Below are 26,992 nucleotides of genomic sequence, written 5' to 3' on the forward strand. Positions count from 1 at the left end.
CAGCTACGCTCAATTCGTGGCCGAGTCCCCCAATTGAGCCGGGGTCGTTGAACGACGAACACGCTGTGGTGCTCTTCGCGTCCGCCTGATCAGGTCCATCGGTTGAACGGTCACTTGCGGTGACAGCATGCTCAGCCAGTCCGTGCGACCCAAAGCGCGAGCGATCGACACCAGTGTGTGAATCGTCCCCCCCTTGCCATTTTCGACACGACTCAGTGCGGACCTGGCCACGCCCGCGACTGTGGCAACTTCTTGTTGTTCAAGTCGTTGACGAATACGTTCCTGTCGTAGTTGCCCGCCTAGCAGCAACTGCAGCTCCTGCGCTGTACTCTGTTTCACACTAACGTCCTCATATTGATGCATAAAGAACATTGTGCGATCTAATGTACTGAATTTGAGGCGTTATGGCAAAGCAAGACTCAGCAGCGATCAAACACGTGCTTGGTGCATTTTTCTGTATGCGTGTACAGCCCTCTGGTTGGCCGCTAAGACTTCATTGTTAAGCTGCTTTCTGCTGGTGTCGAATTATCCGCGCGCATTCTGGTGGAGACCCGTTTTGCATAACGCATGGAGTAATTTTGCTGGGGCAAGCGGAGGGCATGCGAGTATGTAAATGCACGACAGCCGGTGCGAAAGCTGATGGGCCCGTTGGCCGAGTGCACGAGTAGTGTTCTAGCAATAGGAGCGTGGTGGAACGAGGCGACCTCGACCGCCTTTTGAGCTTTCGCCTAGTTTCGGAATAAGTCGACCGTCCCCAGGGCAATCCCGGGGCGAACTCAGCGCAAAACTAAGTTTTTTGGAGTTGGAGGCCCATGAGGGCATTTGCTGCCTAATAGCGCGCCTGGGAGGTGGTCGACTCGCGGTAGTCGCGCGGCGTGCATCCCAGCTCGCGCTTGAAAACGGTGTGGAGGTATTGCACGGAACCAAAACCGCATCTCTCGGCGATTTCCGCACCGTTCAATGCGGTGCTGGTCAGCAGATGCCGCGCCTGGCCGAGTTTGTGATGGAGGATTTCTTCATGCACCGACCGTTTGAGTTCACGCCTGAAGTAGGTTTCCAGCGACGAGCGTGACAGCCCGGCATGCGCAGCCACCTGTTCGGTGCGAATCCCCTGGCAGGCGTACTGGCGAATGTAGTGCAGCGCCCTCATCACCTGGGGCCCATGGGGCGCCGTGCGTGCGCTTGAAGCACGCGCCTGCAACCCCACTGGTGGAACCACGACGCGCACCCCCCCCAACCTCGCACCGCCCAGCATCTGGTGCATCAGGTGGGCAGCGGTGTGCCCCATGGCCTCGGTCCCCTGGCTCACTGACGACAGGGGAATGCGCGTCAAGTGCTGGCCCAGCGTGTCGTTGTCGATCCCCACGATGGCCACCTCGTCCGGCACCGGGATGTCGGCGAGGATGCATGCCTGCAGCAACTGGCGGGCCCGGGCGTCTGTCACGGCGATGATGCCAATGGGTTTGGGCAGCGCCTGCAGCCAGGCCATCAGCTGTTGCGAGGCGCTGTTCCACATGGGCGCACTGGTGGCCAGTCCGCGGTGGATCCTGCAGTGCATGTGGTCGCGCTCCGCCAGACGCTGGAAAATCCGCTCGCGCTCCTGCGCCCAGCGATTCAGTGGCGATTCGGGCAGGCTGTAACAGGCAAGCTCGGTCAATCCGGTTTCGATCAGGTGGTCCCGGGCCAGGGTCACGAGCAGCTGATTGTCGGTGGCGACATAGGGCACGCCTTCGGGGTACCTGCCCTCATCGCCATAGGAGCTGCCCAGGGCCACCACCGGAATGCGCATGTTGGATAACACGGCGCACACGGCGGGGTCGTCAAAGTCCGCAATGATCCCGTCGCCGGCCCAGTCTTCGAGGCCGTCCAGCCGGAAACGGAAATCCTCTTCCAGGAAAAGATCCCATGCCACGCGCGTCTGGTTTGCATAGGAGCCGATGCCGGCAATGATTTCCCGGTCGTACACCTTGCTCGCGTGAAAAAGCAGGGCAACACGATGAACAGGCCCTTCTGGCGTGGGTCGGGGTACAGACATGATGGGGCTGGAGGGTGAAGGGGGCGAGCCCATTTTCGCCGGGGGAGACGATTTTTGCGGTGCAGCATCAAATATTGCCGCCTCGTTTGGTCAATTTCGCAATCGAAAGGCGTGCTCGATCTCCCTAGCATTCACTCCCGTTGCCAAACAGAGTGAAAGAGGTTGATGTCTTACTTCGATTCGATAGGTCCGGTTGGTTTCGAGCCGACAGGTTCGCGGCCATCGCCGGCTTACCGCCACTACGACCCCCAGCAGATGCTGCTGGGCAAATCCATGAAGGACCACCTGCGCCTGGCGGTGTGCTACTGGCATACCTTTGTCTGGCCGGGCAGCGATGTTTTCGGGCAGGGAACTTTCGAGCGCCCCTGGCACCAGGGAGCGGATGAACTCACCCTGGCGCGGCGCAAGGCCGACGCCGCCTTCTCGCTCTTCTCGCGGTTGGGCGTGCCTTTCTATACGTTCCATGACACCGACGTGGCGCCCGAGGGCGACAACCTGGCGCAGTACCGCAGCAACTTCGCCGCAATGATTGACGTCCTGGCGCAAAAGCAGGAGGAAACCGGCGTGCAACTGCTGTGGGGCACCGCCAACCTGTTTGGCCACCGGCGCTATGCGGCCGGAGCCGCCAGCAACCCCGACCCCGAAGTGTTTGCCTACGCGGCCACGCAGGTGTTCAGCGCCATGAACGCCACGCAGCGGCTGGGCGGTGCCAACTATGTCTTGTGGGGAGGGCGCGAGGGGTATGACACCCTGCTCAACACAGATTTGAAGCGCGAGCGCGAGCAACTGGGCCGCTTCATGGCCATGGTGGTCGAGCACAAGCACCGCAGCGGCTTCAAAGGGGACATCCTGATCGAGCCCAAGCCCCTGGAGCCGACCAAGCACCAATACGATTACGACGCGGCCACCGTCTACGGCTTTCTGAAGCAGTTCGGCCTCGAAGGCGAAATCAAGCTGAACATCGAAGCCAACCACGCCACGCTGGCGGGCCACAGTTTCCAGCACGAGATTGCCACGGCAGCGGCATTGGGCCTGTTCGGGAGCATTGACGCGAACCGGGGAGATCCGCAAAACGGCTGGGACACCGACCAGTTCCCCAACAGTGTGGAGGATCTGACGCTGGCCCTGTACGAAATTCTCAAGGCCGGTGGTTTCGTCAATGGCGGGTTCAACTTTGACGCGAAGGTGCGGCGCCAGAGCCTGGACGCGGTGGACATCGTGCACGGACATGTCGGTGCCATCGATGCGCTGGCGCTGGCCCTGAAGAGCGCCGTGCGCCTCATTGAAAAAGACCAGGTGGCGCAGTTCACCAGGGCGCGGTACGCGGGCTGGGACGGGGAACTTGGCTCGAGGATCATGAAAGGCGGCATGACGCTGGCGCAAGTGGCTGAACATGCCTTTGTTCACGAGCTGAATCCCGACCCGGTCAGTGGCCGCCAGGAATGGCTGGAAAACCAGGTCAATGCTGCGATTTTTGGGGGCGCTGGCTAGGGGTTACCGGTGAAACTTCTGCCTGAATTTATTCAAAGTTGCGCCTTGACCGGTAAAAGTCGCATCCCTAGCATCACCCACGCGTCAAAAAGAACGCCAACAGACTACAGGAGACACGGTGAGCCTTGCCATTGAATTCCGGCATGTCGTCAAACGCTTCGGCCCGGTCGAGGTGTTGCATGACGTCAGCTTTGCGCTGGCGCCCGGAAAGGTCTATGGCCTCCTGGGCGAAAACGGCGCCGGCAAGTCCACGCTCATGAAAATCCTCGCGGGCTACGAATCGATGACTTCGGGCGAGCTGTTGCTGGACGGGCGCAGCCATCGGTTCAGCGGTTCGCGCGAGGCCGAGGCGCAAGGCGTGGTCATGATCCACCAGGAATTCAACCTGGCGGAACACCTCACCATCGCGCAGAACATTTTTCTGGGCCACGAGCTGAAAAAAGGCTGGCTGCTGGACGACGCGGCGATGCGCGAGGTCACGCAGCGCGTGCTCGCGCAGGTGGGGCTCAAGGCCAGCCCCGACACCCGCATCAACCAGCTGATCGTGGCTGAGAAGCAGCTGGTCGAAATTGCCAAGGCCCTCGCACGCAAGGCGCGCCTGCTGGTCATGGACGAACCCACGGCCACGCTGACGCCCGGAGAAACCGAGCGCCTGTTCGCGCTGATCGCGCAGATGCATTCGGAGGGCGTCACCATCCTCTACATCTCGCACAAGCTCGACGAAGTGGAGCGCATCACCGACGAAATCGTGGTGATGCGCGACGGCCAGCTGGTGGCGCGGGAGGCGACCCCTGAAGTCACCCGCCAGCAGATGGCCAACCTCATGGTCGGGCGCGAGCTGAGCGATCTGTACCCCCCGAAAGAGGCGCTGCCTGCGTCAGCTGACACGCTGCTGGATGTGCAGGCCATGCAGGTCCCGGGCTGGGCCCATGACATCAGCTTCGAGGTGCATGCCGGAGAAATCCTCGGGTTTGCGGGCCTGGTGGGCGCGGGACGGACCGAGCTGTTCGAAGGGCTCCTGGGTCTGCGCAAAACCTCTGGCGGCGCCGTGGTGCTGCGGGGGGCCCGCTGGGACAGCCGCAGTCCGCGCAGTGGCGCGAAACGCGGGCTGACCTACCTGAGCGAAGACCGCAAGAACAAGGGGCTGCATGTCCACCTTGGCCTGCGGCAGAACCTGACCCTGATGGCGCTCGAGCACTACACGACGCCACTGCTGTCGCCGGCTGCCGAGCGGGTGGCCCTGGCCCAGGCGGTGGACGACTTTGGCATCCGCACCGGTTCAATGGACATTCCCGCGTCGGCGCTGTCAGGTGGCAACCAGCAGAAACTGGCGCTGGCCAAGGTGCTGCAACCGGCGCCGCAGGTGGTGGTGCTCGACGAGCCCACGCGCGGCGTCGACGTCGGTGCCAAGCGCGACATCTATTTCCTGATCCAGCGGCTGGCACGCGAAGGGCGCGGCGTGGTGGTCATCTCCTCCGAACTGGTGGAACTCATTGGCCTGTGTCATCGCGTGGCCGTCATGCGCGCGGGCCGGATCGTCACCACGCTCGCCGCCAACGAACTGACAGAAGAAGCACTGATTGCCCATGCCACCGGAACCCACTGAAATGCCGACACCCGTCGCCGCGGCCGCGGTCGTGCGCGCCCAGCGCCGCCCTTTGCCGCACGGATCGGGGCCGATGTTGGGCCTCATCCTGCTGTGCATCGCGGGTGCCCTGCTGAACGAGAACTTTGCGACGCTGGACAATGCCATGAACGTGCTCACCCGCACGGCCTTCATCGGCATCATCGCGGTGGGCATGTGCTTCGTGATTGTGTCGGGCGGCATCGACCTGTCGGTTGGATCGATGGCGGCGCTGATCGCGGGCAGCACCATTCTCATGATGAACGCCACCGCCGCCAAGATCGGATCGCCGGTGCTGGTGGTTGCGCTGGGCATGGTGTTCGCCATGGCGCTTGGCGCTCTTTTTGGCCTGGCCCATGGGCTGCTGATCACCAAGGGACGGATCGAGCCCTTCATCGTGACACTGGGAACGCTCGGGATCTTCCGTGCCTACCTGACCTATTTCGCCAACGGCGGCGCCATCACCCTGGACTCGACCCTGTCCACGGTCTACAGCCCGGTGTACTACGGCAGCCTGCTGGGCATACCGATACCGGTCTGTGTCTTCGTCCTGGTTGCGCTGGTGGGCGCGCTGGTGCTCAACCGCACGGCGTATGGCCGCTATGTGCAGGCCATCGGCTCCAACGAACACGTCGCCCGCTACGCGGCTGTCCAGGTGGACCAGGTCAAGATCATCACTTACGTCCTGCTCGGCATCTGCGTGGGTGTGGCAACGCTGCTCTACGTGCCACGCCTGGGATCGGCTTCTCCGACCACCGGTTTGCTGTGGGAGCTGGAAGCCATTGCCGCGGTGATCGTGGGGGGCACGGCGCTCAAGGGCGGCGCCGGGGGCATCACGGGCACGGTCATCGGAGCGGTCTTGCTCTCGGTCATCAGCAACATTCTCAACCTCACCAGCATCATCAGCGTGTACCTGAATGCGGCCGTGCAGGGTCTGGTGATCATCGCGGTCGCATTTTTCCAGAGAGGTCGACGCTAGAGCGCATGACCCGCTTCCCATCCGTAGCAACCGCTACTTTTTCAACCTGCAAGGAGACAAACCATGAAATCAATGATTCGCAGAATGGCCCTGGGGGCGATTGTTCTCGCCACGCTGGGCATGACCAGCACCAGCTTTGCCCAGAACAAGCAGCACATCGGCGTTGCCATCCCGGCGGCGACGCACGGCTGGGCCGGTGGCGTGGTGTACTGGGCCAACCGCACCAAGGCCGAGCTTGAAAAGCAGTACCCGGGCCTGAAGGTCACGGTCAAGACAGCGGGGTCGGCCGCCGAGCAGGCCAACCAGGTGCAGGACATGTACACCGCCAACAAGATCGATACCCTGGTGATCCTGCCGTTTGAGTCGGCTCCGCTGACCCAACCCGTGGCCCAGCTCAAGAGCAAGGGCGTGTTCGTCACCGTGGTGGACCGCGGCCTGACCGATGCCAAGGCGCAGGATGCCTATGTGGCTGGCGACAATCCGGGTTTCGGCAAGGTGTCCGCCGAGTACATGGTCAAGGCCATGGGCGGCAAGGGAGACATCGTGATCCTGCGCGGCATCCCCACGGTCATCGACAACCAGCGCGTGGACGCCTTCAACGCCGTCATGAAGGCCAACCCCGGCATCAAGGTGCTGGACGCCAAGCATGGCAACTGGAACCGCGACGATTCCTTCAAGGTCATGCAGGACTACCTCACGCGCTTCAAGCACATCGACGCGGTCTGGGCTTCGGACGACGACATGGCCGTGGGCGCCCAGAAAGCCATCGAGCAGGCCAAGCGCACCGACATCAAGCTGGTGCTGGGCGGCGCGGGTTCCAAGGACTACATCAAGAAGGTCATGGATGGCGACAAGATCGTCACGGCCGACGTGACCTATTCGCCCAGCATGATTGCCGACGCCATGAAGCTCACCGCCGCGGCCCGCGTCAAGGGCGAGAAGATGCCGGCCACCACCATCATTCCTTCGGTGCTGATCACCAAGGAAAACGCCAAGCAGTATTACGTGCCGGATTCGCCGTTCTGATGAACACTGGCGCGGCCTGGCTGCCGTGCCGATGGCCCCGCCCGGCGCCCCGCAATGCGAATGCGCGCCCGGCGGCTCTTCAATCTTCTTCTTGATGGACCCGACTGCCATGGCAAGACCCGTCACTCTTTTCACCGGCCAATGGGCCGACCTTCCCATCAGGGAACTCGCGCCGCTGGCCAGAAGCATGGGCTACGACGGCCTGGAACTGGCCTGTTGGGGCGACCATTTCAATGTGCAGGAAGCGCTGGCCAGCGAAGCCTATGTCAAGGACCTGCGCAAGCTGCTTGCGAAGCATGAACTCCAGTGCTTCGCCATCGGCAGCCACCTGGTGGGCCAGGCGGTGTGCGACCTGATCGACGAGCGCCACCAATCCATCCTGTCGGAGCAGATCTGGGGCGACGGCGACCCCGAGGGTGTGCGCCAGCGCGCCGCCGCCGAGATGATGGACACGGCGCGCGCCGCCGCCAGATTGGGCGTCAAGACCGTGACGGGCTTCACGGGCTCGTCCATCTGGCATGCCACCTATGCATTTCCGCCCACGACCCAGGCATACTGGGACAAGGGCTTTGCCGACTTCGCCCGGCGCTGGACGCCGATCCTGGACGTGTTCGCGTCGGTCGATGTCAACTTCGCGCTTGAAGTCCATCCCACCGAAATCGCCTTCGACATTGCATCGGCCGAACGCGCGATCCAGGCCGTCAAGGGCCATCGTCGCTTCGGCTTCAATTTTGATCCGAGCCACCTGGGTTACCAGGGCGTGGACTACATCAAGTTCATCCGCCTGTTTGCCGACCGCATCTACAACGCCCACATGAAGGACGTGTGGTGGGGCAAGGGCGATGGCACCGCCGGCGTGTTTGGCGGCCACACCAGCTTTGGCGACGCGCGCCGGTTCTGGGACTTCCGCAGCGTGGGGCGCGGCATGATCGATTTTGAATCGCTGATCGTCGCGCTCAACGACATCGGCTACGCCGGGCCGCTGAGTGTGGAGTGGGAAGACAGCCGCATGGACCGTGTGCATGGCGCCACCGAAAGCGCGGCGTTCTGCAAGCGGCTGGATTTCAAGCCGGCCGCCGGCGCCTTCGACGCCGTGTTTGACAAGAGCAAGCAGGCGGCCGCATGAGGAAGTTGCGTTATGCGATGGTGGGAGGCGGGCGTGACGCTTTCATCGGCGCCGTGCACCGCAAGGCCATTGCGCTGGACGGGCAGATGGAGCTGGTGGCGGGCGCCTTGTCATCCAACCCTGACAAGGCCCGCGCCTCGGGGCGCGATCTGGGCCTGGCGGACGACCGCAACCATGGCAGTTGGGAAGGATTGCTGGTCGATGAGCTCAAGCGCCCAGCGGCCGAGCGCATTGACTTTGTCTCCATCGTCACGCCCAACCACGTGCATTTCCCGGTGGCACGCGCCTTCGCCGAGGCTGGGATCCATGTGGTGTGCGACAAGCCGCTGGTTCACACCAGTGCCCAGGCCGCCGAGCTCACGGGGGTGGTGGCGCGCAGCGGCGTGGTGTTTGGCGTGACCTACAACTACACCGGCTATCCCATGGTGCGTGAAGCACGGGAACTGGTGCGCAGCGGCGCTATCGGTGACATCCGCAAGGTCATTGTCGAATACAACCAGGGCTGGCTGGCCACCCGGCTGGAAGGCGGCGCGAACAAGCAGGCCGACTGGCGAACCGACCCTTCGCGCAGCGGCATGGCCGGCGCCATTGGCGACATCGGTTCGCATGCCGAGAACCTGGTGGCGACCGTGACGGGCCTGGAGATCGAGAGCCTTTGCGCCGACCTGACCACCTTTGTGCCGGGCCGTGCACTGGACGACGACGGCAATCTCCTGCTGCGCTTCGCCAATGGCGCGCGGGGGGTGCTGATCGCCTCGCAGATCGAGGTGGGTTGCGAAAACGACCTGCGTCTGCGCGTGTTTGGCAGCACTGGCACGCTCGACTGGCGCCAGGAAGAGCCCAACACCCTGGTGCATGCCCCCCTCGATGGCCCGCGCCGGCTGTTGACGCGCGGCTCACCCTGGCTGAGCCCGGCTGCGCAGCGCGCCACCCGGTTGCCGGCCGGGCACCCGGAGGCTTTCATCGAGGCTTTTGCGAATGTCTACCTCGGTGTGGCAGAAGCCATTCGCGCGGGCGCGGCCGGGGCCGCGCCCGCACCGGGCACGGCTGACTATCCGACACTGGCCGATGGCGCGCGCGGCGTTCGTTTCATCGAGAAAACCGTCGAGTCGGCCGCCAGTGCCCACAAGTGGACGCGGATGGCCTGACACATGTTCATCGGCATCGACCTGGGCACATCGAGTCTCAAAGTGATCGTTCTGGATCGTTCGCACCAGGTGCGTGCCAGCGCTTCGGTGCCGCTGCGGGTCCACCAACCGCAGCCGCTGTGGCGTGAGCAGGCGCCGGTCGACTGGTGGAGCGCCTGCGAGCAGGCGCTGCAAGCCGCGCTGGCGATGGCACGGGAGGGCGGCGTTGCTGCTGGCGACATCGAAGCGCTGGGCCTCACGGGGCAGATGCACGGCGCCACCGTGCTGGATGCGCAGGGCGACGTGCTGCGGCCGGCCATCCTCTGGAACGACGGGCGGGCCCACAGGGAGTGCGCCGACCTGGAGGCCGCAGTGCCTTCGGCGCGAAGCATCACGGGCAACCTCATGATGCCGGGCTTCACCGCGCCCAAGCTGCTGTGGCTGGCGCGGCACGAGCCCGCAGTGTTCGCGCGGATCGCGCGCGTGCTGTTGCCCAAGGACTACCTGCGCTGGCAACTCACGGGGGATTACGCCACCGACCTGTCCGATGCGGCGGGCTCGCTGTGGCTGGATGTCGGGCAGCGCGACTGGAGCGACGACTTGCTCGCGGCCACCAGCCTGTCGCGCGCTCACATGCCCCGGCTGCACGAAGGACCGGAAGTCACGGGGCAACTGCGCAAAGACGTTGCGCAGCGCCTGGGCCTGCGCGCCATCCCGGTGGTGGCCGGTGCGAGTGACAACGCCGCGGGCGCATTGGGTGTGGGCGTGGTGAGTCCGGGCGATGCGATGCTGTCACTGGGCACGTCGGGCGTCTACTTCGTGGCCACGGACGGCTACCGCAGCAATCCGGCGCAGGCGGTGCACAGTTTTTGCCATGCGTTGCCGGGCACCTGGCACCTGATGTCGGTGATGCTGTCGGCGGCCGCCTGCGTGGACTTCGCGGCCAGGCTCACCGGCGAATCAGATATCGCACGACTCATGGCCGAGGCCGAGACCCGCGGGCTGAATGTCGACACCCCCCTGTTCCTGCCCTACCTCAATGGCGAACGCACGCCGCACAACAACCCGGCGGCGCAGGCGGTTCTGTTCGGCATGACCGCCGCCACGGACCGGGCCGACGTGGCCAATGCCGTACTCGAAGGCGTGGCCCATGGCATGGCGCAAGGCATGGCGGCGGTGGACGCCACAGGCGCCGTGGCCCGCAGCATCAGCCTGATTGGTGGCGGCAGCCGCAGCGCCTACTGGGCGCAGCTGCTGGCCGACGTGTCGGGCAAGACGCTGCTGCGCCGTGCCGATGCGCAGGTCGGGCCGGCGCTGGGCGCGGCTCGCCTGGCCTGGATGGCCACAGACCGGGCCGGCGCCGCCGAGGTGTGCCGCGCACCCGCCCTGCTGGCCACGCACGAGCCGGACGCGACCCGCCACGCCTTGCTGGCGCAGCGGCACGCGCGATTCAACCGGCTTTACCAGCAGGTGGCGTCGTCGTTTCCGTTGCCGGCCTGAGCGGTGCAGCCTGGGGCCTGCGTTAGCATGGCTGGGAGCCAGCCCCTGGTGAACTGGAGCCTTCTTGACACGCTGGGATGAACTGTCTGCCGATGATCTCGCGGTGCTGCAAACCATCTTCTGGTCTTCGGGCATGTCGCGTCACGTGCTGGCGCAGCGCATGGGCTGCTCGCGCAGCAAGGCGAATGCACGTGTCTCGGGCCTGATCGACCAGGGGCTGCTGGAAGAGGCCGGATTGCAATCGTCCTCTGGGGGCCGGCGCCCCGAGACGCTGTGCCTGCACCCTGACCTGGGCGTGGTCCTGGGTGCGGACCTGGGCGCCACCAGCCTCGACGTGGCGGTGATGCGCCCGGACCTGTCGGTGCTGAGGCACCGCAGCGAAGCGATCGACGTGCGGTCCGGGCCGGGCGTGGTGCTGGCCCGTGTGCGCAAGCTGTTTGCCGAACTGCTGGGCGAATGCGGTGTTCCGGCGAGCAGCGTCATTGCCATTGGCATGGGCGTGCCCGGCCCCGTGGACTTTGCGACTGGCCAGCTGGTCAACCCGCCGCTGATGCCCGACTGGGACAGCTATTCCATCCGGGACGATCTGCGTGAAGACTACAGCGCCCCGGTGTATGTGGACAACGATGTCAACCTCATGGCGCTGGGCGAGCTGTGGCGTCTGCAGCGTGGCCTGCAGGATTTCCTGGTGATCAAGGTGGGCACGGGCATCGGCTGCGGCATTGTCTGCCATGGACAGGTCTACCGGGGTGCCAACGGCTCGGCGGGCGATGTGGGCCACATTTGCGTGGACCGTTCAGGCCCGCGTTGCCACTGCGGCAACCTGGGCTGCGTGGAGGCGATGGCGGCGGGGCCGGCGATCGCGCGCATGGGTCTGGAAGCCGCGCAGGCCGGGCAGAGCGCCTTGCTGGCAGAGGCTTTGCAACGGCACGGCGCGCTGACCCCGGCTGACGTGGCCCTGGCCTGCCACAGCGGCGACGCCGCGGCCAACGTCATCATCCAGCGCTCGGGCAACCTGATCGGCCAGATGCTGGCGTCGGTCGTCAACTTTTTCAACCCGTCGCATGTGTTCATCGGCGGCGGGGTCACGCATGTCGGCCCGCTGTTCCTCGCCTCGGTGCGCCAGAGCGTCTACCAGCGCTCGCTGGCGCTGTCCACGCGGCATCTGGAAATCCAGTATGCGCCGCTCGGACGGCGCGGCGGGCTCACGGGTGCCGGGGTGCTGGCCATGCAGGAAACCCTGCAGCGGCAGGCGCCGCCCTAGCCCAGCAGGGGCTCGTCTGGCAATTCGTTGGGCCGCACTTCGCCGTCGGCCAGCGGGAAATGCTGCACCAGCACGGCGGACACTTCGCCCAGGGCCTGGGTCAGGCCGTCTTCAAAGCGCCCTTCGCGGAACGCCGCGCCCATGCGCGCCACCATGGCCTGCCAGTCCTCGCGCGGCACATGGCGGCTGAGCCCGCGGTCGGCCACCAGTTCGATGGCGCGGTCGGCCAGCAGCAGGTAGATCAGCACGCCATTGTTGTGCTCGGTGTCCCAGACCTTGAGCTTGCCGAACATGGCGAGGGCCCGTTCGCGCGCCGGCGCATTGCGCCAGAGGTAACTGGCGGGCAGGCCGCCCTCGACGCAGATGCGGACCTCGCCGCTGTGGCGCTTCTCGCTCGCGGCCACGCGGGTCATGAGGCGCTGCACCATCTCGGGCGGAATGGCGCGGCGGGTGTCCGCGGCATCAAACCACAGGTTGCGAAGGAACCGGCGCAGTCGCTGGGCCATCACCAGTCCCCCGAGGCGCCGCCGCCCCCAAAGTCGCCGCCGCCGCCCGAACTGAAGCCGCCACCGCCGGAGCCGCTGCTCCAGCCGCCGCCACCACCCGAACTCCAGCCGCCGCCGCCCCAGTGCCGGCGCGACGATGTGCCACCCAGGCCCCCGAAGTTGGAAAACAGCGCCACCAGCAGCCCCACCAGGGCGGCGCCGGCGGCCACCAGCAGGCTCGCCGTGATGAACAGGACCACGGCACCCACGCCGGCACCGGTGATCAGCGCGCCGAGCTTGCGGCCAAAAATCCCGCGGATCGCCGTGGCCGCCAGCGGGACCGCGAACAGCGCGAAGATCGCGAGGTCCATCCACTGGAAGCCATCGCCCTGCGCACGGGCGCTGCCGGCGGCCGGCGCGGGCAGCGCCTCGCCGCTGATGCGCGCCATGAGCTGCGTGGCCGCGGCGTCCAGCCCACCCGCGTAGTCGCCCCGCTTGAAAGCGGGGGTCAGGGCTTCGTCAATGATCTGCTTGGCCGCCAGGTCGGGCACCGCCCCTTCCAGGGTCTTGGCCACCTCGATGCGCAGCTTGCGGTCGTTCCTGGCCACCACCAGCAACAGGCCGTCTCCCACGTCCTTGCGGCCGATCTTCCAGGTGTTGGCCACGCGGTTGGCGTAGCTGGCGATGTCCTCGGGCTGCGTGGTCGGCACCAGCAGGAACACCACCTGGCTGCCCTTGGCCTGCTCGAACGCCGCGAGCCGGGCGTCCAGCGCCTGCTTTTGCGAACTATCCAGCGTGCCGGTGGCATCGATCACATGGGCAGCCAGCGGCGGAACCCGCTGGAGTTCCTGCGCCTGGCCCAGGGCCCAGCTCGAGGCTGCTACCAGAAAGATAGCAAGACGTGCAAGCCACAGGCGGGCTAGAGGCATATTGGGTGCCGGACCGCGGGGGTCACTTGGATTTGCCGAAGTCCACCTGCGGCGGGGCCGAAATCTGGGCCTCGTTCTGCACCGAGAAGTTGGGCTTGGGCGCGTAGCTGAAGACCATGGCCGTCAGGTTGCTGGGGAAGCTGCGCGCGAGCACGTTGTACTCCTGCACAGCCTGGATGTAGCGGTTGCGCGCCACGGTGATGCGGTTCTCGGTGCCCTCGAGCTGCACGCGCAGGTCGCGAAAGCCCTGATTGGCCTTGAGGTCGGGATAGCGCTCCACCGTGACCATGAGGCGGCTCAGCGCGCTGCCCAGCTCGCCCTGGGCGGCCTGGAATTTGGCAAAGGCCGCAGGGTCGTTCAGGGTTTCAGGGGTGACCTGCATGGACGTGGCCTTGGCGCGCGCCTCGACCACCTTGGTCAGGGTTTCCTGCTCGAAGTTGGCCTCGCCCTTGACCGTGGCCACGATGTTGGGCACCAGGTCGGCGCGCCGCTGGTACTGGTTGAGCACCTCGCTCCAGGCCGCCTTGGTCTGTTCGTCCAGGCGCTGGAAGTCGTTGTAGCCGCAGCCGGTCAGCATGACGCTGGTGAGCAGGGCGGCAAGAAGGGTGGCAAGCCAGCGTTTCATCGGCAATCCTCCGGAAATGGATAACAACGGTAGCATAGATGGGATGCGCATCGACCCGATTCAAGCCCTGCAGGCCGCCAGCCGGCCGGCCGCCGCGCCGCCGGCCCGCGGCGCACTGCTGGTGGCCGGTGCCACCGGCACGCTGGGCAACGAAGTGCTGCGCCGGCTCGTGGGCACGCAGCGCTTTGACACCGCCCACGTGCTGGCGCGCGAGCCATTCACCGAAGGGCTGCGCGGCGTCACCGCCGTCTGCGTGCCGGGCGACGATCCCGCGGCCTGGCCCCGGGTCGCGGCCTCGGCGGGGGTGATCATGTTCGATCCACCCCGCCTGTTTTATGACCGCGAGCGGGCGCTGTGGACGCCCACGCCGGCCGATCTGGTGCCCCTGGCGCAATGGATGCGTGCCTGCGGCGCCCGCACGCTGGCCGTGGTGCTGCCCCACACCCAGGGCCGCCTGCCCGACGCGCTCAAGCGCGGGCTGGCTGGCCTGGACGAACAGGCCGTGGCCGCGCTCGGCTTCGAGCGCGTGCTCTTCGTGCGTTCGGCGCAAAAGCCCGGCGCGGCCGCGGCGAGGCTCAACGCCGCGCAGCGCACGGCGCGCTGGATGCTGTCGGTCTTCCAGTACATGGTGCCCAGCAGCGAGCAGCCGGTGCGCGCGGTCAAGGTGGCCGAGTTCGTGGACCTGGCGCTGCAGCTTGCGCCGCCGGGCGTGCATGTGGCGGCGCCCGAGATGGTCTGGGGCGCGGCGCAGCAGGACCTGCGCGGGGCGGTTGCCCGGTGGCTCCAACCCTGAAAGCACGGCAAAATCGGGGCACCTTCCGCTTCGGACTCCCCATGCCCCCATCGCGACTTCAGGCCGCCACCGTTGGCGGCAGCGCCGACGACATCGAGGCCCTGTTCTACGAGGCACTGCAGGCCGGCGACATCCACAAGCTCATGGCCTGCTGGGCCGATGAGGACGAGATCGTCTGCGTGCACCCCGGTGGCCCGCGCCTGGTGGGCACGGGGGTGATCCGTGCCGCCTTCGAAACCCTGTTCTCGCATGGCGGCGTGCGCGCCTCGCCCCAGCGCGTGCGCAAGGTCGAGTCGCTGGCCAGCGCCGTGCACAACGTGCTCGAGCGCATCGAGGTCATGACCCCCGAAGGCGCGCGCGAGGCCTGGGTGATCGCCACCAACGTCTACCACAAGACCGCGCAGGGCTGGCGCCTGGTGGCCCACCACGCGAGCCCCGGCACGCCCAGCGAGATGCAGGAGGTGGCCGAGACGCCGCCCGTGCTCCATTGACGCCCCCGCGCCCTGTTTTCAGCCACGCCATGAGCCCAAAGTGCCTGGAGTCCAGAGCCGGCGGCCTTCACATGCTATGAATTACGTAGCGCCCTGGTGGCTGCCCGGCGGCAACCTTCAGACCATCTGGCCCGCGCTGTATGCGCGCCGGGTGTTTGGCCCGCATCCGCAGTACCGGCGCGAACGCTGGGACACGCCCGATGGCGACTTCATCGATGTGGACTTCCTGGAGTCCCCGCCGGCGCCGCAAGGCGCGGCCACCCAGGTGCTGCTGGTGCTGTTCCACGGCCTCGAGGGCTCCTCGCGCAGCCACTACGCCGAGGCCTTTGCCGACTGGGCGCGCGAGCGCGGCTGGGCTTACGCGGTGCCGCATTTCCGCGGCTGCAGCGGCGAGCTCAACCGGGCTCCACGGGCCTACCACTCCGGTGACTTTGAAGAGATTGGCTGGGTGCTGGGGCGCCTGCGCGAGCGCCACGCCGGGCCGCTGGTGGCCGTGGGCATCTCGCTGGGGGGCAACGCGCTGATGCGCTGGGCCGAGGAGCTGGGCAGCACGGCCGCGCAGGTGGCCTCGGCCGTGGCGTCGGTCTGCTCGCCGATCGACCTCGCGGCCGGCGGCTGGGCCATCGGGCGCGGCTTCAACCGGCAGGTCTACACCCGCATGTTCCTCAAGACCATGAAGCCCAAGGCGCTGCAGAAACTGGCGCAGCACCCGGGGCTGTTCGACCGCGCGGCGCTGCTGGCCGCGCGCGACCTCTACGAGTTCGACAACGTCTTCACCGCGCCGCTGCACGGCTTCAAGAGCACCGAGGACTACTGGGGCCGGGCCTCGGCCAAGCCGCACCTGCACCAGATCCGCATTCCCGCGCTGGTGGTCAACGCCCGCAACGACCCGTTCGTGCCGGCCTGGAGCCTGCCGCAGGGCCATGAGGTGGGCGACCATGTGACGCTGTGGCAGCCCGCGCATGGCGGCCATGTCGGCTTTCCGCAGGGGCCGCTGCCAGGCCATGTGCGCACCCTGCCCGATGCCGTGGGGGGCTGGCTCGCGCAGGCGCTGGGGGCTGGGGCGGCCTAGCGGCCGGCGAGCCGGGCGTCCGCCGCAGCGATGGCCTGGGTCGCCGCGGCGGCGGGCGGGGCGGCGGGCACAGGGGCGGGCACGGCGGCGGCCGCGACCGACCCGGAGCCCGGCGGCCAGGCCACCTCGGCCGCATTGCGCGGCTTGCCGATGGGGGCCGTGGCCTGGCCCTTGCGCACGGCCGCCATGTCTTCTTCATTGGGGTACTGGCCGAGCAGCCAGTAGTCAAACACACGCCGCGCGATCGGCGCCGCATGGGCCGCGCCGAAGCCGGCGTTCTCGACGATCACGGCCAGCGCGATCTTGGGGTCCTCGGCCGGCGCGAAGGCGATGTACAGCGCATGGTCGCGCTGGTGTTCCGCGAGCTTGGCGGCGTTGTACTTGTCCTTCTGGCCAATGGTCACGGCCTGCGCGGTGCCGGTCTTGCCACCCGACAGGTAGCCCGCGCCGGTGAAGACGCGGGCCGAGGTGCCCGTCTGGGTCACGCCCACCAAGGCCTTGCGCACGATGGCCACGTTCTCGGGCTTGAAGCCCAGGTCCACCGGCGGATTGGCCGGCACGGTCTCGCGCTCGCGCGTGACCGAGTCCTGCGTGGCAATCACCAGCTGCGGCTTGTGCTTGATGCCGTTGTTGGCCAGGATCGCCGTGGCCTGCGCGAGCTGCAGCATGGTGAAGCTGTTGTAGCCCTGGCCAATGCCCAGCGAGATGGTCTCGCCGGCATACCACTTCTGCTGCTCGGGCCGCTTGTAGTAGCTGCGCTTCCAGGCCTGGTTGGGCAGCACGCCGCGCACCTCGCCATTGATGTCGATGCCGGTGGCCTGGCCAAAGCCCAGCGGTGCCATGAAGTCGTGTATGGCCTCCACGCCCATCTCGTTGGCCAGCGTGTAGAAGTACACATTGCTCGACTCGACGATGGCGCGGTTCATGTCCATCGCGCCGCCGCGCTCGTTTTCGGGGCTGCCAAAGCGGTGACCGCCGAACATGAAGAAGCCCGGGTCGTTGATGATGGTCGTGGGCGAGCGCTTGCCGCTTTGCAGCGCGCCCATGGCCATGAAGGGCTTGTAGGTGGAGCCGGGCGGGTAGGTGCCGCGCAGGGCGCGGTTCAGCAGCGGCTTGTCCAGCGACTCGTTGAGCATCTGCCAGTTCTCGACGTCGATGCCCTCGACAAACAGGTTGGGGTCGAAGGTCGGCTTGCTCACGAAGGCCAGCACCTGGCCGGTCTTGGGGTCCAGCGCCACCAGCGCGCCGCGCCGGTCACCGAACATGTCCTCCACCAGCTTCTGCAGCTTGATGTCGATCGACAGGATCACCGTGTTGCCCGGCGTGGCCGGGATGCTGGCGAGCTTGCGCACCGCGCGCCCGCCGGCCGAGGTCTCGACCTGCTCGACGCCGGTGATGCCGTGCAGCTGCTTCTCAAAGCTCTGCTCCACGCCGAGCTTGCCGATGTACTCGGTGCCGCGGTAGTTGCCCTGGTCTTCGTCCGACCAGTCGTCCATGGCGTTCTTCTCGGTCTGGTTGATGCGGCCGATGTAGCCGATCACGTGGCTGGCCAGCTCGCCCCAGGGGTAGCTGCGAAACAGCCGGGCCTTGATCTCGACGCCCGGAAAGCGGTAGCGCTGCGCGGCGAAGCGCGCCACCTCCTCGTCGGTCAGGCGGGTGCGCACCGGCAGGGACTCGAAGCTGCGCGACTCGTCCAGCAGCTTCTTGAAGCGGCGCCGGTCGCGGTGCTGGATCTCCACCACCTGGGCCAGCTCGTCGATGGTCGAGTCCAGGCTGCGCGTGAGCTTGGAGGGCGTGATCTCCAGCGTGTAGGCCGAATAGTTGGTGGCCAGCACGATGCCGTTGCGGTCCAGGATCAGTCCGCGGTTGGGCACCACGGGCACGATGGTGGTGCGGTTGCTCTCGGCCTGCTCGTCCAGGTCGTCATGGCGCACCACCTGCAGGTAGACCAGCCGCGAGGCCAGCAGGATGAAGGCCGCCACCACCACCAGGCTTGCCACCAGCACCCGCGCCCGGAAGCGCGAGAGATCGGCTTCGACGTTGCGCAGCTCCGTCATGGCGTGAGCGCCGCCGGGCCGCCCCAAGGCGCGAAGGCCCCCCCGGGGGGCAGCGCAGTACATGAAGTGACAAGCGTGGGGGTCATCACAAGGGCCTATTTTCGTCCGGGTCGGGCGCCCGGCGCTGCGGCGCCAGCAAGACCACGCTGACGACCGGCCATAGCACCGATTCGATCACCGGCGCCAGCAGCAGGCCCAGCCCGGGGAACGGCGCGCCGCCCAGCATGCGCACCGCAAGCTCGATCAGGTGGGCCGCGGCGAACAGCGGCAGCACCTGCACGGCCTGCGAGGGCACCGAGAACCACAGCAGGCGGCGGTGGATGGTGATCGCGAAATAGCTCAGCGTGGTGTAGGCCAGCGCGTGCTGGCCCAGCAGGGCCGCCTGGTGCACGTCCATGGCCAGCCCGAACACGAAGGCCGCGCCGATGCCCACGCGCTGCGGCTGGTGCACGCTCCAGAACACCAGCACCAGCACCAGGAAGTCGGGCATCCAGGTCGCGCGGCCCAGCGGCAGCATGTTCAGCAGCAGGGCCGCCAGCAGCGTGCCCCAGATGAACAGCGGGTTGGCGGGCAGCAGCAGTTGCTGGCCCGGTCGCATGATCATGGGCGGCCTCCGGGTTTCATCGCTTGTTGCCCTTGCGGCTGGGGGCGGGGGCCGGGTCTTCCACGGCGGGCCGCGGCGGGAGCTGCCCCGCCAGCGGCTTGAGCACCATCACATGGCGGGTGGCCGTGACCTGGGCCTGCGGGGTGCAGTGGATGCGGGCAAAGCCCGAGTCGGCGCGCCGCTCGATGCGGTCCACTGTGGCCACGGGCAGGCCCGCGGGGTAGATGCCATCGACCCCGCTGGTGGTCAGCAGGTCGCCGGTCTGCACGTCGGCATTGCCGGCCATGAAGCGCAGTTCGAGCGCGCCGCCATGCGAGGGCTCGCCAAAGGCCACGCTGCGCGCGCCGGTACGCACGTTGAGCACGGGGATGGCCTGTTCGCTGTCGATCACCAGCGTCACCTCGCTGATCAGCGGGTGCACCCGCGTGACCTGGCCCAGCACGCCCGATTCGTCGATCACCGGCGAACCCGGCTCGACGCCCTGGACCAGCCCCTTGTCAATGACGACCTTGCGGGTGTAGGGGTCGGCCGCGTCATACAGCACCTCGGCCGCCTGGCTGGGCGTGGTGAGCTTGTCGCGCAGGGCCAGCAGCTTGCGCAGCCGGGCGTTCTCCAGCATCAGCAGCTCGACCTGGCCCGCGCGCTGGGCCTGCAGCGTGAGCTTGAGGCGGGCCGCCTCCTCGCTGGCCTGGGCGGCCTTGAGGTCTTCGAAATAAGCGCCGCCGTCGCGCAGCAGCAGCACCGGCCGCATGGCCAGCCACTGCACCGGGTACAGCGCCGTGGCGACCGCCGCGCGCAGCGGCTGGGTGATGCGAAAGCGCACGTCGGCCACCATCAGGAACAGGGCCAGCGCGCTGCAGACCATCAGCTTGGACAGCGCGGACGGGCCCTGCTTGAAGAAGGGCGGTGGCGTGCGGTCGAGCGTTCCCAGTGGCAAGGTGCTAGCCCCCCGGATGTGAAAAAGCCGGCCACGTTGCCCACGCGCCGGCTTGTGTCCTGGCCTTCATGCTCATTCGCTGGTGAAGATGCTTCCCAGGCGCTCCATGCGCTCCAGTGCAATGCCGCATCCTCGCACCACACAGGTCAGCGGGTCTTCGGCCACCAGCACCGGCAGGCCGGTTTCCTCGGCCAGCAGGCGGTCCAGGTCGCGCAGCAGCGCGCCGCCACCGGTCAGCATCATGCCGCGCTCGGCAATGTCGGCGCCGAGTTCGGGCGGGGTCTGCTCCAGCGCGTTCTTGACGGCCGAGACAATGTTGTTCAGCGGATCGGTCAGGGCTTCAAGAATCTCGTTGGAGCTGATGGTGAAGCTGCGCGGCACGCCCTCGGACAGGTTGCGGCCCTTGACTTCCATCTCCTTGACCTCGCTGCCCGGAAAGGCGCTGCCGATGTTCTTCTTGATGGCTTCGGCCGTGGGCTCGCCGATCAGCATGCCGTAGTTGCGGCGGATGTAGCTGATGATGGCTTCGTCGAACTTGTCGCCGCCCACGCGCACGCTGCCCTTGTAGACCATGCCGCCCAGCGAGATCACGCCGACCTCGGTGGTGCCGCCGCCAATGTCCACCACCATCGAGCCCGAGGCCTCCGACACCGGCAGCCCGGCGCCAATGGCCGCGGCCATGGGTTCCTCGATCAGGTACACGTCGGAGGCGCCGGCGCCCAGCGCCGACTCGCGGATGGCGCGCCGCTCGACCTGGGTCGAGCCGCAGGGCACGCAGATGATGATGCGCGGGCTGGGCCGCAGCACCGAGCGCGGGTGCACCATCTTGATGAACTGCTTGAGCATCTGCTCGGTGACGGTGAAGTCGGCGATCACGCCGTCCTTCATGGGGCGGATCGCCTCGATGTTGCCGGGCACCTTGCCCAGCATGGCCTTGGCTTCCTGGCCCACGGCCTGGATGGTCTTCTTGCCTTGGGGACCGCCTTCGTGACGGATGGCGACCACCGAGGGCTCGTCCAGAACGATGCCGCGGTCGCGTACAAAAATCAGGGTGTTGGCGGTGCCTAGATCGATGGCCAGGTCGGTGGAAAAGTACCGACGAAATGCTCCGAACATTGAAAATCCTCTCGCGGGCATGGCCGGCACCGCAGCCAGCCATCGCCTTGTTTGTCGTATTGAAAGCCGATTTTTCCTGCAAATACCGCTGTGTTCGCGGGTGTTGCATCAAAGGCGGGATAATACTCCATCCCCTGTGAATAACTGGTCCGCTCGAGGCCGAAATTTCGCGTTTACATCTGGTTTCGCTGGCATTTTTTCCTATGGCTCTGACCCCCCAAGACATCAGCCGCATCGCCAATCTGGCAAGGCTGGAACTGCGCCCTGAAGAAAGCGAGCGCATGCTGACCCAAATCAATGGCTTCTTCAACATCGTGGAGCAGATGCGTGCTGTGGATACCGCGGGCATCGAGCCCCTGGCGCACCCCGTGGCGGCCATCCAGACGGTGGCTTTGCGCCTGCGCGACGACGTGGCCAGCGAGCCCGACCAGCGCGAGGCCAACCAGCGCAGCGCCCCGGCCGTCGAACGCGGCCTGTTCCTCGTGCCCAAGGTGATCGAATGAGCGACCTGCATGAACTGACGGTCGCCGGCCTGGCGGCCCGCTTGAAGGCGCGCGAGGTGTCGGCGGTCGAAGCCGCGCAGCATTTCCTGGCGCGCGGCCGGGCCCACGCCTCGCTGGGCGCCTACCTGGCCACCGACGAGGCCGTGACGCTGGCCCAGGCCCGCGCGGTGGATGCGCAGATGGCCGCGGGCACCGCCGGCGTCCTGGCGGGTGTGCCGATCGCGCACAAGGACATTTTTGTGACGCGTGATTTCGCCAGCACCGCGGGCTCGAAGATGCTCGAGGGCTACCGCTCGCCGTTTGACGCGACCGTGGTGCGCCTGCTCGCACAGGCCGGCGCGGTCACGCTGGGCAAGCTCAACTGCGACGAGTTCGCCATGGGTTCGTCCAACGAGAATTCAGCCTTCCACGCCGCGAAGAACCCCTGGGATGTCACGCGCATTCCGGGCGGCTCCTCGGGCGGCAGCGCGGTGGCGGTGGCGGCGCGCCTGGCGCCCGCGGCCACGGGCACCGACACCGGCGGCTCGATCCGCCAGCCGGCCTCGTTCTGCGGCATCACCGGCATCAAGCCCACCTACGGCCGCGCGTCGCGCTACGGCATGATTGCGTTTGCGTCCAGCCTGGACCAGGCCGGCGCGATGGCCCGCACCGCCGAGGACTGCGCGCTGCTGCTCAGCGTGATGTGCGGCCCCGACCTGGACCGCGACTCCACCTCGCTGGATGTGCCGGCCGAGGACTACTCGCTCGCGCTCAACGCCCCGCTGGACGGCCTGCGTATCGGTGTGCCGAAGGAGTTTTTTGACGACGGCCTGTCGGCCGATGTGCGCGCCGCGGTGGACGGCGCGCTCAAGGAATACGAGAAGCTCGGCGCGAAGCTGGTGCCGATTTCGCTGCCGCGCACCCGGCTGTCGATCCCGGTGTACTACATCATTGCGCCGGCCGAAGCCTCGAGCAACCTGAGCCGGTTTGACGGCGTGAAGTTCGGCCACCGCGCCACGCAGTACGCCGACCTCAACGACATGTACCGCAAGACGCGGGCCGAGGGTTTTGGCGACGAGGTCAAGCGCCGCATCATGACCGGCACCTACGTGCTCAGCCACGGCTACTACGACGCCTACTACCTGCAGGCGCAGAAGATCCGCCGCATGATCGCCGACGATTTCCAGCAGGCCTTTGCGCAGTGCGACCTGATCGCCGGCCCAGTGGCGCCCAGCGTGGCGTGGAAGCTTGGTGGTCATGGCAACGACCCGCTGGCCGACTACCTGGCTGACATCTTCACGCTGCCGGCCTCGCTGGCCGGCCTGCCCGGCATGAGCGTGCCCTGCGGCACCGGCGAAGGCGGCATGCCCGTGGGCCTGCAGCTGATCGGCAATTATTTTGGCGAGGCGAAGCTGCTCAACGCGGCCCACCGCTTCCAGCAGGCGACCGACTGGCACCAGCGCGCGCCGCAGGGGTTTTGAGATGAGCGAGACGACCTTGAACCCGTTTGAACAGGCCCAGGCGGGCCGGCCCACCGGCCCGCTGGTGCGGGGCTATGAAGTCATCATCGGCTTCGAGACCCATGCCCAGCTGTCCACGCAAAGCAAGATCTTCAGCCGCGCGCCCACGGCGTTTGGCGCCGAGCCCAACACCCAGGCCTGCGCGGTGGACCTGGCGCTGCCCGGCACGCTGCCCGTGATGAACAAGGGCGCGGTCGAGCGCGCCATCGAGTTCGGCCTGGCGGTCAACGCCACCATCGCGCCGCACAGCGTGTTCGCGCGCAAGAACTACTTCTACCCCGACCTGCCCAAGGGCTACCAGATCAGCCAGTTCGAGATTCCGGTGGTGCAGGGCGGCAGCGTGGAGTTCTATCTTTCTGACGAAAAGAAAAGCGTGCGCCTGGTGCGCGCCCACCTCGAGGAAGACGCGGGCAAGTCGCTGCATGAAGACTTCATTGGCCAAAGCGGCATCGACCTGAACCGCGCCGGCACGCCGCTGCTGGAGATCGTCACCGAGCCCGACATGCGCTCCACCGCCGAGGCCGTGGCCTACGCGAAGGAGCTGCACAAGATCGTGACCTGGATCGGCATCTGCGACGGCAACATGCAGGAAGGTTCGTTCCGCTGCGACGCCAACGTCTCGGTGCGCAAGCCCGGTGAGCCGCTGGGCACGCGGCGCGAGATCAAGAACCTCAACAGCTTCAAGTTCATGCAGCAGGCGATCGACTACGAGATCCGCTGGCAGATCGAGGAGCTCGAGGACGGCCGCGCGATCCAGCAGGCCACCGTGCTGTTCGACCCCGACACCGGCGAGACCCGCGCCATGCGCACCAAGGAGGACGCGGCCGATTACCGCTACTTCCCCGACCCCGACCTGCCGCCGCTGGTGGTGGCGCCGCAGTGGGTGGAGCGCGTGCGCTCGCAGATGGCCGAGCTGCCGCGCGTGATGGCCGCGCGCTTCGTGGCCGACTACGGCCTGCCCGAGTACGACGCGACCACGCTCACGCAGAGCAAGGCCATGGCCGCGTACTTCGAGGCCGCGGCCAGGGCCAGTGGCCAGCCCAAGCTGGCCAGCAACTGGGTCATGGGCGAGATCTCGCGCCGGCTCAACATGGAGGACCTGGCCATCGACGCTGCACCGGTCACGCCCGCGCAACTCGGCGCGCTGATCGTGCGCATTGCAGACAACACGGTGTCCAACAGCGCGGCACGCCAGGTCTTCGAGGCGCTGTGGACGGGCGAAGGCGGCGATGTGGACACCGTGATCGAGGCCAAGGGCCTCAAGCAGATGAACGACACCGGCGCGCTGGAAAAGATCATCGACGAGGTGATTGCCGCCAATCCCGACAACGTGGCCCAGTTCAAGGCCGGCAAGGACAAGGCCTTCAATGCGCTGGTGGGTCAGGCCATGAAGGCCAGCAAGGGCAAGGGCAACCCGCAGCAGGTCAACGAGCTGCTGCGCAAGAAACTGCAGTGACCGGGCAGGGCAGTTTTGCTCTGCTTTTGATAGCTGAAAGTGCCCGCCCCGCCTGGACTACGGGTACTTTCTTTCCGAAACCTGGCCGCGCAGGGCCCACATGCGGCGCAACTGGTCGAGTTCGTCGTCAAAGCGCGTGTGCACGCGCTTCTTCTCGTCTTCCTGGTTGGCGATGAAGCGCTTCTGGGCGGCCTGTTGATGGTCGTTTTCCTCGATCTGGCGCTTCAGCGTGGCCGGGATCTTGCTCGGGTCGCGCTTGTAGAAATCAGCCTCGGCGTTGAGCTTGCGGCGCTGCTCCAGCAGTTCGGCCGTGCGCTTGTCGGCGCTCTTGATCACCTCGTCGATCTGCTCGATCGCGACGCTGCGCTCCTTGTCGTGCGCGGCGCGGTCGGGGTAGCGCGCCAGCAGCGCTCGCTCGCGCCGGCGTTCGTCGGCCTGGCGGTTGCGCTCCTCGGCCTCCTTGCGCGCGGCCTCTTCCTTGGCGGCACGCTCTTCGGCCGTCAGGGTGGGCCCCACCAGGCGCTTGACCGTGCCGCTGGGGTTGAGCTCTTTCTGCACGCGGTCGTTGCAGGCCGCGATCGGGCGGTCTGAGGTCAGGCGCCGGCCCTGCGCGTCCACGCAGGTGTAGATGCCCGGTTGTTGTGCGAGGGAATGCGTCGCAATGCCCGAGAGCAAGCCCCCCAGCATCAGTGATTTCAATCCATCCACAATCATCGAGCCCAACAGACCTGCCTTGTTCAGTCGTTCACACCGTATCTCTGTCTGTACGCAAGAACCGGTGCATGGTGCGCGCCCAGACTGTCGCTTTGGCGACTCTCGAGATACTGCAGCAAGTCGGCCAGCCGTGCAATCGAACAAACCTGCAGGCCGAGCTGGCGGCGGACGTACTGCACGGCGCTGTGGTCCACGTCCACGCCGTTCTCGGTGGCCTTTTCCTGGCGGTCCAGCGCAATGGCCACGGCGTGGGGCGTGGCCCCGGCCGCGCGGATGATGGCGATGGACTCGCGCGCCGCCGTGCCGGCCGACATCACGTCGTCCACGATCAGCACCCGGCCCTGCACCGGCGCGCCCACCAGGGTGCCACCTTCGCCGTGGTCCTTGGCTTCCTTGCGGTTGTAGGCGTAGGGCACGTTGCGGCCCAGCCGCGCCAGCTCGATGGCCACCGCGGCCGCCAGCGGAATGCCCTTGTAGGCCGGGCCGAAGATCATGTCGAACCCGATGCCGCTGGCCAGGATGCGCTGTGCATAGAATTGCGCGAGCCGGCCCAGCTTGGCGCCATCGTCAAACAGGCCGGCGTTGAAGAAGTACGGCGACAGCCGGCCCGCCTTGGTCTTGAACTCGCCAAAGCGCAGCACGCCTGAATCCACCGAGAATTGCACGAAGTCCTGGGCCAGCGCGTCTGCGCCCGCATCAACCGCCATGGGGAAATCCTTGTTCAAGTTAACCAGCCTCAACCTCAACGGAATCCGTTCCGCCGCCAGCAAGGGTGTCGAAGCCTGGGTCGCGAAGACCAAGCCGGATTGTATTTGTGTGCAGGAGGTCAAGGCCCAGGCCGCGGATGTGAGCGGCCGCTTCGAGGAACTGGCTGGCCTGAAGGGCCATTTTCACTTCGCACAGAAGAAGGGCTACTCGGGCGTGGCGGTGTACACGCGCCTTGAGCCCAGCGACGTGGTGGTGGGCTGGGACGGGGGTGAATTCGATGCCGAAGGCCGCTACGTGGAACTGCGCTTTGACACGCCCCGGCGCAAGCTGTCCATCATCAGCGCCTACTTTCCCAGTGGCTCGTCAGGCGAGGAACGGCAGCAGGCCAAGTTCCGCTTCCTGGCCGGGTTTGACCCGCACCTGGTCGGGCTCAAGAAAAAGCGCGAATTCATCCTGTGCGGCGACATCAACATTGCCCACAAGGAGCAGGACCTGAAAAACTGGCGCAGCAACCAGAAAAACAGCGGCTTTCTGCCCGAAGAGCGCGCCTGGATGACAAAACTGTTGGACGAAAGAGGCCTGGTCGACGTTTATCGTCAACTCCAGCCCACGGCCACCGACACCGCCTACACCTGGTGGAGCAACCGCGGCCAGGCCTACCTCAACAACGTCGGGTGGCGCCTGGACTACCACCTGGCCACGCCCGCGCTGGCGGCGCTGGCGCGCAGCGAAGCGATCTACAAGGGCGAGAAGTTTTCGGACCACGCGCCGATCACGGTGGAGTACGAACTCGCGCTGTAGCGGGCTCAGCAGCATGGCCGACGCTCTGCG

Annotated in this window: 26 protein-coding genes; 15 read left to right on the plus strand and 11 right to left on the minus strand. The window is 66.6% G+C overall.

Annotated features, from left to right (window positions below):
• Positions 1-9: 9 nt before the first annotated feature.
• Together KF796_04480 and KF796_04485 are read right to left on the minus strand one after the other, a co-directional pair.
• Entirely contained in the window at positions 10-372 is a 363-nt protein-coding gene (locus KF796_04480; GenBank protein ID MBX3585879.1) for a helix-turn-helix transcriptional regulator, read from the minus strand.
• 457 nt (positions 373-829) lie between these two features.
• A complete protein-coding gene (locus tag KF796_04485) occupies positions 830-2,035 on the minus strand; it encodes a DNA-binding transcriptional regulator (GenBank protein ID MBX3585880.1) in 1,206 nt (401 codons plus the stop codon).
• Positions 2,036-2,200: 165 nt separating this feature from the next.
• On the opposite strand from KF796_04485, the gene xylA reads away from it, so the two are divergent.
• From xylA to KF796_04525, 8 genes are all read left to right on the plus strand, one after another.
• Positions 2,201-3,526, plus strand: a complete 1,326-nt coding sequence (gene xylA, locus KF796_04490; protein ID MBX3585881.1) for a xylose isomerase — start codon at positions 2,201-2,203, stop codon at positions 3,524-3,526.
• A 118-nt stretch (positions 3,527-3,644) separates the two neighbouring features.
• Positions 3,645-5,132, plus strand: coding sequence for a sugar ABC transporter ATP-binding protein (locus KF796_04495; protein ID MBX3585882.1), 1,488 nt, complete (start codon positions 3,645-3,647; stop codon positions 5,130-5,132).
• Positions 5,113-6,129, plus strand: a complete 1,017-nt coding sequence (locus tag KF796_04500) for an ABC transporter permease (protein ID MBX3585883.1) — start codon at positions 5,113-5,115, stop codon at positions 6,127-6,129. Before KF796_04495 ends, KF796_04500 begins: the two co-directional genes overlap by 20 nt.
• Before the next feature lie 63 nt (positions 6,130-6,192).
• Positions 6,193-7,155, plus strand: coding sequence for an ABC transporter substrate-binding protein (locus KF796_04505; GenBank protein ID MBX3585884.1), 963 nt, complete (start codon positions 6,193-6,195; stop codon positions 7,153-7,155).
• Positions 7,156-7,264: 109 nt separating this feature from the next.
• Positions 7,265-8,281, plus strand: coding sequence for a sugar phosphate isomerase/epimerase (locus KF796_04510; GenBank protein ID MBX3585885.1), 1,017 nt, complete (start codon positions 7,265-7,267; stop codon positions 8,279-8,281).
• Positions 8,282-8,298: 17 nt separating this feature from the next.
• Positions 8,299-9,429, plus strand: a complete 1,131-nt coding sequence (locus tag KF796_04515) for a Gfo/Idh/MocA family oxidoreductase (GenBank protein ID MBX3585886.1) — start codon at positions 8,299-8,301, stop codon at positions 9,427-9,429.
• Positions 9,430-9,432: 3 nt separating this feature from the next.
• Positions 9,433-10,908 (plus strand): xylulokinase, encoded by a 1,476-nt coding sequence (xylB, locus tag KF796_04520; GenBank protein ID MBX3585887.1) that lies wholly within the window; start codon positions 9,433-9,435, stop codon positions 10,906-10,908.
• Positions 10,909-11,041: 133 nt separating this feature from the next.
• A complete protein-coding gene (locus KF796_04525; protein MBX3585888.1) occupies positions 11,042-12,172 on the plus strand; it encodes an ROK family protein in 1,131 nt (376 codons plus the stop codon).
• Here the strand turns inward: KF796_04525 and KF796_04530 are convergent.
• The 3 genes from KF796_04530 to KF796_04540 are packed head-to-tail and all read right to left on the minus strand — an operon-like array spanning position 12,169 to position 14,211.
• Positions 12,169-12,678, minus strand: a complete 510-nt coding sequence (locus KF796_04530) for a TPM domain-containing protein (GenBank protein ID MBX3585889.1) — start codon at positions 12,676-12,678, stop codon at positions 12,169-12,171. The genes KF796_04525 and KF796_04530 overlap by 4 nt on opposite strands.
• Positions 12,678-13,586 carry a TPM domain-containing protein gene (locus KF796_04535; protein MBX3585890.1) on the minus strand — a complete coding sequence of 303 codons (909 nt, stop codon included), beginning with the start codon at positions 13,584-13,586 and terminating at the stop codon, positions 12,678-12,680. The genes KF796_04530 and KF796_04535 overlap by 1 nt, the downstream gene beginning before the upstream one ends.
• 22 nt (positions 13,587-13,608) lie before the next feature.
• Positions 13,609-14,211 carry a LemA family protein gene (locus tag KF796_04540; protein MBX3585891.1) on the minus strand — a complete coding sequence of 201 codons (603 nt, stop codon included), beginning with the start codon at positions 14,209-14,211 and terminating at the stop codon, positions 13,609-13,611.
• Between the two features lie 43 nt (positions 14,212-14,254).
• Here KF796_04540 and KF796_04545 point away from each other — a divergent pair, with 43 nt between their 5' ends.
• From KF796_04545 to KF796_04555, 3 genes are all read left to right on the plus strand, one after another.
• The gene (locus KF796_04545) at positions 14,255-15,004 is read left to right on the plus strand and encodes a hypothetical protein (GenBank protein ID MBX3585892.1); all 750 of its coding nucleotides are present in this window, start codon (positions 14,255-14,257) and stop codon (positions 15,002-15,004) included.
• Positions 15,005-15,045: 41 nt separating this feature from the next.
• On the plus strand, positions 15,046-15,495 hold the full coding sequence (locus tag KF796_04550) for a nuclear transport factor 2 family protein (protein ID MBX3585893.1): 450 nt from the start codon (positions 15,046-15,048) through the stop codon (positions 15,493-15,495).
• 76 nt (positions 15,496-15,571) lie between these two features.
• Positions 15,572-16,567: an alpha/beta fold hydrolase gene (locus tag KF796_04555; protein ID MBX3585894.1), complete on the plus strand. Its 996-nt coding sequence runs from the start codon at positions 15,572-15,574 to the stop codon at positions 16,565-16,567.
• On the opposite strand, the gene mrdA is transcribed toward KF796_04555, so the two are convergent.
• The 4 genes from mrdA to KF796_04575 form a co-directional block, all read right to left on the minus strand.
• Complete coding sequence (gene mrdA / locus KF796_04560) at positions 16,564-18,624, minus strand: penicillin-binding protein 2 (protein MBX3585895.1); 2,061 nt, start codon at positions 18,622-18,624, stop codon at positions 16,564-16,566. The genes KF796_04555 and mrdA overlap by 4 nt on opposite strands.
• Before the next feature lie 85 nt (positions 18,625-18,709).
• Positions 18,710-19,228, minus strand: coding sequence for a rod shape-determining protein MreD (mreD, locus tag KF796_04565; GenBank protein ID MBX3585896.1), 519 nt, complete (start codon positions 19,226-19,228; stop codon positions 18,710-18,712).
• Positions 19,229-19,244: 16 nt separating this feature from the next.
• The gene (gene mreC, locus KF796_04570; GenBank protein ID MBX3585897.1) at positions 19,245-20,165 is read right to left on the minus strand and encodes a rod shape-determining protein MreC; all 921 of its coding nucleotides are present in this window, start codon (positions 20,163-20,165) and stop codon (positions 19,245-19,247) included.
• Positions 20,166-20,237: 72 nt separating this feature from the next.
• Positions 20,238-21,281, minus strand: a complete 1,044-nt coding sequence (locus KF796_04575; GenBank protein MBX3585898.1) for a rod shape-determining protein — start codon at positions 21,279-21,281, stop codon at positions 20,238-20,240.
• Between the two features lie 203 nt (positions 21,282-21,484).
• Here KF796_04575 and gatC point away from each other — a divergent pair, with 203 nt between their 5' ends.
• The 3 genes from gatC to gatB are packed head-to-tail and all read left to right on the plus strand — an operon-like array spanning position 21,485 to position 24,739.
• Positions 21,485-21,784 (plus strand): Asp-tRNA(Asn)/Glu-tRNA(Gln) amidotransferase subunit GatC, encoded by a 300-nt coding sequence (gene gatC, locus KF796_04580; GenBank protein MBX3585899.1) that lies wholly within the window; start codon positions 21,485-21,487, stop codon positions 21,782-21,784.
• Complete coding sequence (gene gatA / locus KF796_04585) at positions 21,781-23,244, plus strand: Asp-tRNA(Asn)/Glu-tRNA(Gln) amidotransferase subunit GatA (GenBank protein MBX3585900.1); 1,464 nt, start codon at positions 21,781-21,783, stop codon at positions 23,242-23,244. Before gatC ends, gatA begins: the two co-directional genes overlap by 4 nt.
• Before the next feature lies 1 nt (position 23,245).
• Entirely contained in the window at positions 23,246-24,739 is a 1,494-nt protein-coding gene (gene gatB, locus KF796_04590) for an Asp-tRNA(Asn)/Glu-tRNA(Gln) amidotransferase subunit GatB (protein ID MBX3585901.1), read from the plus strand.
• A gap of 57 nt (positions 24,740-24,796) precedes the next feature.
• Here the strand turns inward: gatB and KF796_04595 are convergent, their stop codons facing one another.
• Both KF796_04595 and pyrE read right to left on the minus strand, forming a co-directional pair.
• Complete coding sequence (locus KF796_04595) at positions 24,797-25,453, minus strand: DUF4124 domain-containing protein (protein ID MBX3585902.1); 657 nt, start codon at positions 25,451-25,453, stop codon at positions 24,797-24,799.
• Positions 25,454-25,476: 23 nt separating this feature from the next.
• Complete coding sequence (pyrE, locus tag KF796_04600; protein ID MBX3585903.1) at positions 25,477-26,160, minus strand: orotate phosphoribosyltransferase; 684 nt, start codon at positions 26,158-26,160, stop codon at positions 25,477-25,479.
• 10 nt (positions 26,161-26,170) lie between these two features.
• Here pyrE and xth point away from each other — a divergent pair, with 10 nt between their 5' ends.
• A complete protein-coding gene (xth, locus tag KF796_04605) occupies positions 26,171-26,962 on the plus strand; it encodes an exodeoxyribonuclease III (protein ID MBX3585904.1) in 792 nt (263 codons plus the stop codon).
• The last annotated feature ends 30 nt before the right edge of the window (positions 26,963-26,992 follow it).

Origin of the sequence: Ramlibacter sp. (genome assembly GCA_019635435.1) — a bacterium.
Classification (GTDB): domain Bacteria; phylum Pseudomonadota; class Gammaproteobacteria; order Burkholderiales; family Burkholderiaceae_C; genus JAHBZM01.